This is a genomic window from Gordonia sp. DT219 (assembly GCF_049847065.1).
Lineage (GTDB): Bacteria > Actinomycetota > Actinomycetes > Mycobacteriales > Mycobacteriaceae > Gordonia.
Genome location: NZ_JBNCNR010000020.1, coordinates 13,614 through 25,248 on the forward strand (window position 1 = coordinate 13,614; position 11,635 = coordinate 25,248).

Consider the following 11,635-nt stretch of genomic DNA (forward strand, 5'->3'; position numbering starts at 1 on the left):
CCGACCACCAGGCTGACTGTTGATCGTCTTAGTCAGAACATACGCCCCTGGCTGTGGTTTGGCAAAGGCAGAGTTTCGGCGCCGGGGCCCAGCGCGGCAGGCGCGCCATATGTCCGGCACGCCTGCCGCGTGGCAACCGCAGCGACACCGCGCTTCCGGCCGTGAACGCTACTTCTTGAACTGGAGAACAGCCTTCATCGTGTCGCACTGCATTGCGCGGAACGTGTCGTCGATTGCGGCACGATCCTCCGACAGCCACGAGGCGATGTCCTCGACCCAGTGTTCGCCGCCAACCAGGGTGGGGCAGCCACTGGTCAGCGGGATGTCGACGGTCACCGGCCGGCCGTCGTGAGAATGGATGACCACCCATGCCCGCACCTGCTTGCCTTCGGCCCCGAGCATTTCCGCGAGCCGTGCCGCGGCGACTCCGAAATGAATCTCGTGGCTCTGCAATTCGTGCCCGCGGCCCGAGGTGATGAGGGTTCCGTCGGCCCACTGGTAGTTGCCTCCGCGCCAGTACTTGGAATCGACGAGCGCGACTCTGTCCCCGAGCACGATGGCGTGGTCGACGTCGGCGACCTCCGAGCCCGGAAATTCCAGGGTGTTGATCATCTGGGCGTCGGGCAACAGGTCGCTGCGGCGGTCGAAGCCGTCGGAGGTGAGCTGTTCGCCCTGGATTCCCTTGGTGACATTCCCGACGCCGAACTTCTCGACGGCGTCGCCGAGTCCGCTTGCCGGTTCCCCGATGACCCGGCGTGCCAGCAGGTCGGGTTCGATCGGCCGGTAGTTCTGCTCGTCCTTCCGCCACGAGGATGCGACGGCAGCGGCCGTCACCAGAACCAGCGGTACAGCCAACTCGACCGTCACCTCGGCGTTGGCCACCCACAGGATGAGTGCGAGCAGCAGGATGCAAACGGCAACAGAGAACTTCCCGAGGAAACCGACCACGCCGATGACAACTGCGACGATCGCGAGGACCACACTGATCGCGAGGGAGTAGGCGATCGCTGCAAACACGCCGTGCGCGGACCATGCCTTCCAGATCTCGGTCACCCAGACCACCACGAGGTAGACGGCTGCCACGCCGACGCATGAGACCCGAATCCGTTCGATGTTCCGTCCCAGCGGCGTGGGCACAACCCGCGGGAGTTCGTAGTATTCCGACCCGTTCATCTTGCTCTCCTTGGTTGGGTTTTCAACTGACGGGAGAACGCTATCCAGGGGGTCTTCGGGGGTGCGGCACGAGCATTTGTGCAGGTAGATGGTTCACTGAACGCCGGTTCTTGACGAGCTTCTCGTGGGGTGGAACCGGGGGACGGTCCGCGGTGGGTGCGCAGCCGAACCTGGCGCGTGCTTTCGGAGCAGCCCGATGCCCCGCTACGCGTCAGACGAAGAGGACGCCCTGCCGGGGCTCGTCTCGACGCCACGAACATGCCCGCCGTCGATATTGCCGGGCAAGATCATCGGGGGAGTTTGATCGCCACCGAAATGTCGTCCACCGGCTCATCGGTCATCACCTGTACGAGATCTCGGGCCATCTCCTCGACCTCGCGGACGTCTGCAGCCCATGTGTGCCGGTTCAGTTCCGGAATGAAAATCGACCAGCCGGGTGCGGCGCGCTCAATGATCGCCGCGTAGTCCGCCATTGTCCCTACCCGTGTCGAGGCCGGGTCGACCGCCGGCCCTGCCGATGAGGCCACGACTCGACCCTGCCGCCGCCGTCCCGGTTTTAGTCCCTTCCGAATGTCATCTTACGGCGACCACAGCTCACAACCGCGTCACCGCGAGCCCACCGTCGTGGAATTGCGAACGCAGGCGCTTCTTGTCGAACTTGCCGACACTGGTCTTGGGTACCTCGTTGATGACCGTCCAGTTCTCGGGTAGCTGCCACTTGGCGACCTTGTCGGACAAGAACTCTCGCAACGATTCCGGAGTGGCGTCGGACCCCTCCCGCAGCACCACCGCGACGAGTGGCCGTTCGTCCCATTTCGCATCCGGCACGCCGATGACCGCGGCCTCGATGACGTCGGGGTGCCCCATCACGGCGTTCTCCAGGTCCACCGATGAGATCCACTCGCCGCCGGATTTGATGATGTCCTTGGTGCGGTCGGTGAGCGTCAGGTAGCCGTCGGGGGTGATGGAGCCGACGTCGCCGGTGCGCAGCCAGCCGTCATCGAACTTCTCGGGTGCGTCGATTCCGTAGTAGGAGCCGGTGATCCACGGTCCGCGCACTTCCAGCTCGCCGATGCTGGTGCCGTCGTTGGCCACCACCTCGCCGTCGTCGTCGACGAGCCGGGCCTGCACCGACGCCGGGAACCGGCCCTGGGTGTAGCGGTAGCGCCAGCGCTGCTCGCCTTCGGTGCCGGCGGGCGGGCGGGCCACCGATCCGAGCGGCGAGGTCTCGGTCATTCCCCACGCGTGCAGCACGTCGATGCCGTGCTGCTCTTCGAAGATGTGCATGAGTGACGGCGGCACTGCGGAACCGCCGATGAGCACCTCGCGCATACTCGAGATGTCTTGTGGATGCTGTTCGAGATATTGGTGCAGGCCCAGCCAGATCGTGGGGACGGCCGCCGCCATCGTCGGGCGTTCGGCGGCGATCAGTGCGGCGAGCGGTTCGGGCTGCAAGAAGCGGTCGGGCATGATGAGCGACGCCCCGATCATGAACGCCGCGTACGGCATTCCCCACGCCATGGCGTGGAACTGCGGGACCACGGCCAGCGCCCGGTCACCCTGCTTCATCGCCGGGCCGTCGGTCATGCACACCTGCATGGAGTGCAGGTAGATCGAACGGTGCGAATAGACAACACCTTTCGGGTCGCCGGTGGTGCCGGAGGTGTAACACATGGCGGCCGCCGACCGTTCGTCGACGTCGGGCCAGTCGTACTCGGTGGGCTGCTCGGCGATGAGCTGCTCGTAGGAGTGCACCTGCACGCCGTCCGGGGCGTCGACGCCGTCGGTGGAGTCGCCGGTGACGATCACGTGCCGGACGGTACTCAGTTGCTGCAACTGCGGATTGAGCAGGGGGAGCACCGTCGGGTCGACGATGATGACGTGGTCTGCGCCATGATTGGCGACGAACACCAGTTGCTCGGGGAACAGCCGGATGTTGAGGGTGTGCAGCACCGCGCCCATCGCCGGCACCGCCAGATACGCCTCGAGATGTTCGGCGGTGTTCCACATGAACGTGCCCACCCGCTGATCGCCGGTGACGCCGAGCCCGCGCAACGCATGGGCCAGCGCCGCGCAGCGCCGCCCCACCTCGGCATAGGTACGGCGGCGGGAGCCGTCACCGGTCCACGTCACCACCTCGGCGTCGCCGTAGACGGTGCTGCCGTGGCGCAAGATCTGCGCGATCGACAGCGGAACATCCTGCATGGTGCTGAGCATCGGTCCTCCTCATGGTGGCCCCGCGTACTGCCGACGGTGGGGGCGCCTACGGTTCCGAGGATGGCACCGTCGGGGGCGGCGCGGAGCGGATTTGCCGATCACGGACGCGCGGCCGGCAGGCAGGTTTCACTCAGCGTGCGAAAAACCGTCGACCTGGGCGAACCACGCCCGGAAGCAGGGTGGGTTTCCCGGTACCGGTGCGATCGCGGATGATCAGTTGGTGACTGCAGAAGATGGGTCGGGCACGGTGGACGATCACGCAGATCTTCATTGGCTTCCGCCGAAGCCCAAACGCGACAAGAGCCTGTTGGTCGCCGGGATCGTGGTGGTGCTCGTTGTCGTCGTCGGCCTGGGCTTCACCCTCTTCGGGAACTCGGGTCTGCTGCGCAGCGACGACGGCGACTCGGTGACGATCGGCACCACCGAGGCGTCGCAGGACTACTGGCCGATCTTCGTGCGCAAGGCCAAGGACCGCGGCGTCACCATCAAGACCGTCAACTTCTCCGACGGCAACCAGGTCAACCCCGCACTCGCCCAGAAACAGGTGGACCTCAACCTCTTTCAGCATCTGCAGTTCCTGGCCGACTACAACGTGTCCACCGGCAACCACCTCGTGCCGGTCGGCTCCACCTACATCGTGCCGCTGGCCGTCTACTCCAAACGGCATCATTCCATCCAGGACATCCCCGACGGCGGCACCGTCGCCATCCCCAACGATGCCACCAATCAGGCCCGCGCCCTGCTGGTCTTGAAGGCGGCCGGGCTGGTGGATCTGCGCGGCGGCGGCAACATCAAGTCGACGCCCGCCGACGTGCTGTCCGGGTCGCGCGTCAACGTGGTGCCGGTGGCCGCGCAGCAGACGGTGGCCTCGCTGCCGTCGGTCGACGCGGCGGTGATCAACAACAACTTCGCGCAGGACGCCGGCCTCGACCCGGCGTCGGCGATCTACCAGGACGACCCGAAGAGCGCTGCGGCCGAGCCGTACATCAACATCATCGTGGCGCGCCCGGACGACGCGGACAATGCGGCATTCGGCAAGGTGGTCGAGGCCTTCCATGACCCGGAGGTCACCGCCGCGCTGGTGAAGCAGTCGAAGAACACCGCCGTCATCGTCAGTCGGCCGCGCGCCGACCTCGAGCAGATCCTGGACCGGCTGGAAGGGCAATTGCGATGACCCACCGCGAACCGATCATCGAGCTACGGAACGTCACCAAGACCTACCCGGTCGAGGGTTCCAAGGACACCCTCGACGCGCTCGCCGGCATCAGCCTGCACATCGACGCCGGCGAGATCTATGCCATTATCGGCGGATCCGGTGCAGGCAAGAGCACCGCGGTCCGGCTGATCAACGCCCTCGAGCGGCCCACGTCCGGGCAGGTCTTCGTCGAGGGCGTCGACCTCGCGACACTCAAGGGCAAACGCATCCGCAAGCTCCGCACCCGGGTGTCGATGGTCTTCCAGCAGTTCAACCTGATGAACTCGCGCACCGTCTACTCCAACATCGACTTCGCACTCGAGATCGCCGGATATCCGAAGGACAAGCGCCGCAACCGTATTGCCGAGCTCCTGCACTTCGTGGGGCTGGCCGAGAAGGCATGGTCGTATCCGAGTCAGCTCTCCGGCGGGCAGAAGCAGCGGGTCGGGATCGCCCGTGCGCTGGCCGCCGACCCGCTGGTCCTCCTCGCCGACGAGGCCACCTCCGCGCTCGACCCGCAGACCACCAACGAGGTGCTCCGGCTCCTGCAGCGCGTCAATGACGAACTGGGCATCACCGTCGTCGTCATCACCCACGAGATGGATGTGGTGCGCAAGATCGCCCACCGCGTGGCCGTGCTCGATCGGGGCACCCTCGTCGAGGAGGGCGAGGTGTACGACGTCTTCGCGCACCCGCGCGACGACCTGACCCGCCGGATCGTCGAGGACTCGCTGCACGGGCGGCCCAGCGCCGAAGACGCTGCGACGCTTCGTGAGCGGTACAACGGCCAATTCATCTCGGTGCCGATCGGTGAGCACACCGAGGTCGGCGACATCCTCGCCGAGGTGGCCCGTACCACCGACCTCGGATTCGAGTTCGTCTACGGCGGCATCTCGGCGTTGCAGGGCAGATCGGTCGGCAACATCACGTTGCTGCTCAAGGGCTCCGACGAGGCCATCGCCACCGCGATCAGCCGATTGCAGGCGTCGACACCCGATGCGGAGGTACTGCGGTGAACATCAACTGGGACACACTCGGACCCATCTTCTGGGAGTCGGTGTGGCAGACGCTGCAGATGGTCGTCGCCACGCTGGTGATCGGCGGAATCCTCGGCCTGCTGCTCGGGGTGGCGCTGTACACGACGCGCCGCGGCGGCATCCTGGAAAACGTCTGGGTCTATCAGATCCTCAACGTCGTGGTGAACTTCGTCCGCCCGATCCCGTTCATCATCTTCATCGTCGCCGTCGGCCCGTTGACGGTGAAGGTGGTGGGTACGACGATCGGGACCGGCGCGGCGATCTTCGCGCTGGCCATCGCCGCCACCTTCGGGATCTCGCGGATCGTCGAACAGAACCTGGTGTCGATCGATCCCGGCGTGGTGGAGGCGGCGACCGCGCTCGGTGCCGGGCCGCTGCGCATCATCTTCCGCGTGCTGCTGCCCGAGGCGCTGGGGCCGCTCATCCTCGGGTACACGTTCATCTTCATCACCATCGTCGACATGACGGCGGTGGCCGGCTCGGTCGGCGGTGGTGGGCTCGGCAACTTCGCGATCCAGTACGGCTATCAGCGGTTCAACTGGTGGGTCACCTGGATCGCGGTGGCGGCGATCATCGTCATCGTGCAGGCCGCGCAGTTCTTCGGGAACTGGTTGTCCGCCAAGGCGTTGCGACGCTGATCCGGCACCGATCCGCGGCGGCCCGGTGAGCCGGTGACCCGCGCGCCGGCGGCCGATCGTGCAGGTCCAAAATGGGGTGATGGTTGATGCTTCGCTCCCCGTGATCGATCTGTCGCTGGCCGAGACCGATCCCGACCGGCTGCACGCCGAACTCCTCGCCGCCGGCCGCGACGTCGGTTTCTTCTACCTGACCGGCCACGGCGTCGACGACGCGCTCTTCGACCGCGCGCTGGCCACCGCACGGGAGTTCTTCGCCCAGCCCGATGCGGTCAAGGACGAGGTGAGCCAACTGCGCAGCCCGCAGTTCCGCGGCTACACCCGGGTCGGTGGGGAACTGACCAACGGCCGCACCGACTGGCGTGAACAGATCGACCTCGGCCCCGACCGCGATCCGATCGCCGGCGCCGAAGGGTTCTGGAACCTGCAGGGCCCCAACCTGTGGCCGTCGTCGCCGGCAGGCTTCCGGGAGATCTTCACCGACTGGAGCGACACGCTGACCGGCGTCGGGATGCGGCTGTTGCAGCACTGGGCGATCGCGCTCGGCGCCCGCCCCGATGTCTTCGAGGCCGCCTTCGAGCAGCCGGAGACGCTGACCAAACTGGTGCGCTATCCCGGTGATGACGCGCAGACCCAAGGTGTTGGTGCGCACAAGGATTCGGGCGTGCTCACGCTGCTGCTGGCCGAGCCGGGTTCGGCCGGCCTGCAGGTGCAGGCCGGTGCCGACGAGTGGATCGACGCCACCCCGATCCCGTACGCCTTCATCGTCAACATCGGCGAGCTGCTCGAGGTGGCGACCGGCGGCGTCCTGCGCGCCACCCTGCACCGGGTGCTCAGCCCACCGGCGGGCACCGACCGAATCTCGGTGCCGTTCTTCCTGAATCCGAGGCTCGACGCGCAGATCCCCGTCCTCGACGTCGCCCACTCCGGGCCCGGCGTGGAAGCCGACCCGAACAACCCGATCTTCACCACCTACGGCGAGAATGCGTGGAAGGCGCGGCTGCGCGCCCACCCCGACGTCGCCGCGCGGCATCACGGCATCGCGCCGAGTGGGCCGGGTGCGGCGTACTGAGCAGATGACACAGTGTCCGGAGTAGCTGCACCGGCAGATTAGAAGCCCAGGCTTGCAATCAGCCGATTGGAAGCCTAGCCTTCATATTGTGAGTGAACGGGAAAGCCTGAACCGATCGACCGCGACCGCCGTGCGGGTGGCCGTGAGCATGATCAAGCGGCGGACCCGAGAGACCTTCGCCGACAACGAACTGAGCGCACCGGAGCTGTCGGCGCTGTCGCAGATCGACCGCACCGGGCCGACGGCGATCGCCGAACTGGCGCGCTCGACGCGGATCACCCCGCAGTCGATGGGCGCGACGGTCGCCGCACTCGAACGGCTCCGCCTGGTCTCGCGTGATCCCGACCCCGCCGACAAGCGTCGGAGTCTGTTGACCGTCACCGACGCCGGCCGCGACGTCGTCCATTCGGGCCGCGACTCGGTGACCGAGAAGATGGCGACCGCCCTCGCGAATTCCTTCACCGACGACGAGGTCGCCACCCTCGCCGCCGCCGCTCCCTTGCTGGAGCGCCTGGCGCAACTGTTCTAGCCCCAATTCTGTTGACCTGCTTCACGTTCGGTCACCATGACATCCGAGCGGTGCCCCCGCGCAACGATGTGCGAAAGGAGTGTCCATGCCCTCAACGGAAACGACCACCGTCGGCGCGACCGCATATCGCGGGCACCCGTTCTCCTGGCGGTTCACCACACCACTGTTCATCGGGTCGGCCCTCAACCCCATCAACAGCTCGCTGCTCGCGACGGCGCTGGTGCCGATCGCCCACGGCATCGGCGTCCCCGTCGGCCAGACCGCGACCCTGGTCGCCGCCCTCTACCTGGCGAGCGCGATCGGCCAGCCCACCGCCGGTAAGGCCGCCGAGGTGTTCGGTCCGCGCCGGATCTTTCTCGGCGGCATCATGCTGGTCGGCATCGGCGGCATCATCGGCGGCTTCGGGAACGACCTGGTGATGCTGCTGGTCAGCCGCATTCTGCTCGGCCTGGGCACCTCGTGCGCGTATCCGACCGCGATGCTGCTCATCCGACGGCGGGCCAACGACGCCGGGATGGACCAGCCGCCGGGCGGGGTGCTGGGCGGTCTGATGATCTCCGGCATCGCCACCGCGTCGCTGGGGCTGCCGATCGGCGGGCTCCTGGTCGGCGTCTTGGGTTGGCGGGCAGTGTTTTTCGTCAACATCCCGGTCGCGGCGATCGCCCTGGTGGCCACCCTCCTCTGGGTTGAGCCGGATCGGCGCGGCCGGCCGGAGGAACCCGGGCGGCAGCGCGCCTCCGCACGCGCCATCGCCTCCGATCTCGACGTGATCGGCGTCGCCGGCTTCGTGTTGGCCATGCTCGCGCTGCTGATGTTCCTGTTCGGGCTCCCCACGACGCGTTGGTGGGTTCTCGCGGTCTCGGTGGTGCTGTGGCCGGCGCTGGGCGTCTGGGAGCTGCGCGCGGCCGCACCGTTCCTCGACCTGCGGATGCTCGTCTCCAACATCGGCCTGAGCAGCGCCTATGTGCGCTTCGGCCTCGCGAATCTCTGCGTCTACGTCGTCCTGTACGGCATCACCCAATGGATCGAATCGGTGCGCGGGTTCAGCGAATCGGCCGCCGGCCTGCTGCTGCTCCCGATGACCCTGGTCTCCGGCCTGGTCATCGCGCCGATCTCGCGCCGCAACCTGGTCCGGCTCCCGGTCATCGCCGCCGCGGTGACCTGCCTGCTCGGTTCCCTCGGCGCACTGTTGCTCACCGGCACGTCGTGGATCGGGATCGTCGTCATCCTGACCGTCCTGTTCGGCATGGCCACCGGATTCGCCACGGCCGGCAACCAGACCGCGCTGTATCGCGCCGCCCCCGCCGAGCAACTCGGCACCGCGTCGGGCCTGCTGCGCACCTTCGGTTACCTCGGCTCGATCGCCGCAAGCGCCATCACCGGAATCGTCTTCCACGACGACGTCACCGACAGCGGCGTGCACCTCATCGGCTGGATCATGACCGGCGTCAGCATCGCCCTCGTCGCCATCACGGTCGCCACCCTCGGCGCGCGGAGCCACAGCCACTGAACTTACCGATTCGGTTGACAGTCAACCGAAAACAGATAGAGGAGAAACAATGCCCATCACCACCATCGACCCCAAGACCGCGCTCGTCGTCATCGACCTGCAGTCGACGATCGCCCAGCTCCCCGCCGTGCATCCCTTCGACGAGGTGCTGGGCAACGCGGTGACACTCGCCGACGCCTTTCGTGCCCGCAACCTGCCCGTCGTGCTCGTCAACGTCGGCGGACGTGCCACCGGACGCACCGACCAGACCGGCGGGCAGCCCGCGGGCAAGATGGACCTGCCCGACGGATGGTCGGATCTGCTGCCCGCGCTCAATCAGCAGCCCTCGGACAAGACCGTCACCAAGTACACGTGGGGTGCGTTCCACAACACCGGCCTGGCCGAACACCTCGAGGAACTCGGCGTCACGCAGGTCGTCATCTGCGGCGTCGCGACGTCCATGGGCGTCGAATCGACCGCACGGCAGGCCCACGAACACGGGTTTCACGTCACTCTGGCGATCGATGCGATGACCGACACACGGCTGGAGGCTCACGAGAACTCGGTCACCCGGATCTTCCCCGCACTCGGCGAAACGGGCACCACGGCCGACGTCCTTGCCCAGCTCAGCGCCTGATCGCGGCGCGACGCGGCGCTGTCTGAGCGGACGCTGAGAGCTGCGAGCATCGGAATTGCGCGCTATGAATGGCCGTTGACCTCAATGATGTGTTGTGAAAGCGAGGTGTGTGATGGTCTCTGACTTGAGCACCGTGCATGCGAACGAGGATGACGTCAACGCGGTCAAGGCGGCCGGCACCGACCATCCGCTGCCGATACCCACCGACGATCCGTTCTTCGACGCTCCCGATGGCCTGGACGATCTGGGCCCCGGCGAGATCATCCGGTCCCGGCAGGTGGAGCTCAAGGACTATTGGGCGTCGCACCATCTCAGCCAGGCCTGGCAGCTGCTGTACCGTTCGACCGATCTCAACGGGGTCGCCGGTGTGGCCGCCACCACCGTGGTGATGCCGCGTCGGCCGGCCCCGCCGGGGCAGTTCCAGTTGCTGTCGTTCCAGTGCGCCATCGACGCCGTCTCGTCCAGCTGCTTCCCCTCGTACGCGTTGCGCAAGGGCACCGGCGCGGTGCGGGCGATCGCCCCGTTCGAGTTCCTGGTGGTTCGTCGCGCGCTGGCGAAGGGCTGGGCGGTGTCGATCCCCGATCACGAGGGCATGCTCGGTGCGTGGGGCGCACCGCGTGAACCCGGCTACCGCACGCTCGACGGGGTGCGGGCCACGCTCGCCTTCACCGACCACGGCCTCGCGCCCGACACCCCCGTCGGAATGTGGGGGTATTCCGGTGGCGGCATGGCCACCTCGTGGGCGGCGGAGATGGCGCCGACCTATGCGCCCGAACTCAATCTGATCGGCGCCGTCCTCGGTTCGCCGGTCGGCGACATGGCGCTCGCGCTGGAAAACCTCAACGGCGGCTTCCACTCCGGGCTGCCGGTGATGGCGATCGCCGGGCTGCGACGCGTGTACCCGCAGCTGGAACGGGCCATCGACGCCCACGCCACCGAGCTGGGGCGGCGCGATCTGGATGCGATCGCCGAACTCGGCACCGTGGATGCGTTGCGCCAGTACGGACATCACGACATCAACGACTACCTCGACATCCCGCTCACCGAGTTGCTCGCCCAACCCGACATCGCCGCGATGATCGACGACCTGCAACTCGGTATGCACAAACCCGAGATCCCGCTGCTCGTGGTGCAGGCCGTCCACGACGAGGTGATCAGTGTCGACGCCGTCGACCGGCAGGTGGAGCGCTACCGCGACCAGGGTGTGCCGGTGACCTATGTGCGCGATCAGCTCAGCGAGCACTACTCGTTGCTGCCGCTCTCGGGACCGCTTGCGGTGTCGTGGCTGTCGCACCGGCTCGACGGGAGGCCGGCGAAGGATCGCACCATCATCTCCGTTGCGGGACAGACACGTCCGCGGTTGCCGCGCCAGTGGGTGCCGGGGCTGTTGCGTACGGAGTCCGACGACGCCGCCGTCGAGTGACGGCGGGTCACGGCCCGAATCTGCGCTGCTCGAGTCGTTCGAGGCTGCGGCGGTCGGCGAGTTCGTCCAGGGCCTCCGGGTGTGTCCAGTAGTAGATGAGCAGCGCGTGCAGGGTCGCCGGACCCACGCACGACGCCATCGCGTCGATGGTCGTGCGCCCGGTAAGTGATCGCACTTCGATCAACCTAGAACCCCTGGACCTGGTGGGTCGCAATTCGAGGAGCGCCT

Annotated in this window: 12 protein-coding genes; 8 read left to right on the forward strand and 4 right to left on the reverse strand. The window is 67.0% G+C overall.

The window, feature by feature from the left end:
• Positions 1 to 168 precede the first annotated feature (168 nt).
• The 3 genes from ACPXB3_RS18060 to ACPXB3_RS18070 form a co-directional block, all read right to left on the reverse strand.
• Positions 169 to 1,173: a hypothetical protein gene (locus ACPXB3_RS18060; RefSeq protein ID WP_425728880.1), complete on the reverse strand. Its 1,005-nt coding sequence runs from the start codon at positions 1,171 to 1,173 to the stop codon at positions 169 to 171.
• Positions 1,174 to 1,460: 287 nt separating this feature from the next.
• Positions 1,461 to 1,646, reverse strand: coding sequence for a hypothetical protein (locus tag ACPXB3_RS18065; RefSeq protein ID WP_425706820.1), 186 nt, complete (start codon positions 1,644 to 1,646; stop codon positions 1,461 to 1,463).
• A 121-nt stretch (positions 1,647 to 1,767) separates the two neighbouring features.
• The gene (locus ACPXB3_RS18070; protein ID WP_425728882.1) at positions 1,768 to 3,390 is read right to left on the reverse strand and encodes a long-chain fatty acid--CoA ligase; all 1,623 of its coding nucleotides are present in this window, start codon (positions 3,388 to 3,390) and stop codon (positions 1,768 to 1,770) included.
• A 304-nt stretch (positions 3,391 to 3,694) separates the two neighbouring features.
• On the opposite strand from ACPXB3_RS18070, the gene ACPXB3_RS18075 reads away from it, so the two are divergent.
• The 8 genes from ACPXB3_RS18075 (at position 3,695) to ACPXB3_RS18110 (ending at position 11,407) form a co-directional block, all read left to right on the forward strand.
• Entirely contained in the window at positions 3,695 to 4,564 is an 870-nt protein-coding gene (locus ACPXB3_RS18075) for a MetQ/NlpA family ABC transporter substrate-binding protein (RefSeq protein WP_425706844.1), read from the forward strand.
• Positions 4,561 to 5,601 carry a methionine ABC transporter ATP-binding protein gene (locus tag ACPXB3_RS18080; RefSeq protein ID WP_425728884.1) on the forward strand — a complete coding sequence of 347 codons (1,041 nt, stop codon included), beginning with the start codon at positions 4,561 to 4,563 and terminating at the stop codon, positions 5,599 to 5,601. The genes ACPXB3_RS18075 and ACPXB3_RS18080 overlap by 4 nt, the downstream gene beginning before the upstream one ends.
• On the forward strand, positions 5,598 to 6,260 hold the full coding sequence (locus ACPXB3_RS18085) for a methionine ABC transporter permease (RefSeq protein ID WP_425706823.1): 663 nt from the start codon (positions 5,598 to 5,600) through the stop codon (positions 6,258 to 6,260). The genes ACPXB3_RS18080 and ACPXB3_RS18085 overlap by 4 nt, the downstream gene beginning before the upstream one ends.
• 79 nt (positions 6,261 to 6,339) lie before the next feature.
• On the forward strand, positions 6,340 to 7,329 hold the full coding sequence (locus ACPXB3_RS18090; RefSeq protein ID WP_425728886.1) for an isopenicillin N synthase family dioxygenase: 990 nt from the start codon (positions 6,340 to 6,342) through the stop codon (positions 7,327 to 7,329).
• Positions 7,330 to 7,417: 88 nt separating this feature from the next.
• Positions 7,418 to 7,858 carry a MarR family winged helix-turn-helix transcriptional regulator gene (locus tag ACPXB3_RS18095; RefSeq protein ID WP_425728888.1) on the forward strand — a complete coding sequence of 147 codons (441 nt, stop codon included), beginning with the start codon at positions 7,418 to 7,420 and terminating at the stop codon, positions 7,856 to 7,858.
• Between the two features lie 85 nt (positions 7,859 to 7,943).
• Positions 7,944 to 9,368: an MFS transporter gene (locus tag ACPXB3_RS18100; RefSeq protein ID WP_425728890.1), complete on the forward strand. Its 1,425-nt coding sequence runs from the start codon at positions 7,944 to 7,946 to the stop codon at positions 9,366 to 9,368.
• Between the two features lie 49 nt (positions 9,369 to 9,417).
• Complete coding sequence (locus ACPXB3_RS18105; RefSeq protein ID WP_425728892.1) at positions 9,418 to 9,984, forward strand: isochorismatase family protein; 567 nt, start codon at positions 9,418 to 9,420, stop codon at positions 9,982 to 9,984.
• A 112-nt stretch (positions 9,985 to 10,096) separates the two neighbouring features.
• A complete protein-coding gene (locus ACPXB3_RS18110; protein ID WP_425728894.1) occupies positions 10,097 to 11,407 on the forward strand; it encodes a lipase family protein in 1,311 nt (436 codons plus the stop codon).
• Between the two features lie 7 nt (positions 11,408 to 11,414).
• Here ACPXB3_RS18110 and ACPXB3_RS18115 read toward each other — a convergent pair whose 3' ends face one another.
• Positions 11,415 to 11,582 carry a hypothetical protein gene (locus ACPXB3_RS18115; protein WP_425728896.1) on the reverse strand — a complete coding sequence of 56 codons (168 nt, stop codon included), beginning with the start codon at positions 11,580 to 11,582 and terminating at the stop codon, positions 11,415 to 11,417.
• Between the last annotated feature and the right edge of the window lie 53 nt (positions 11,583 to 11,635).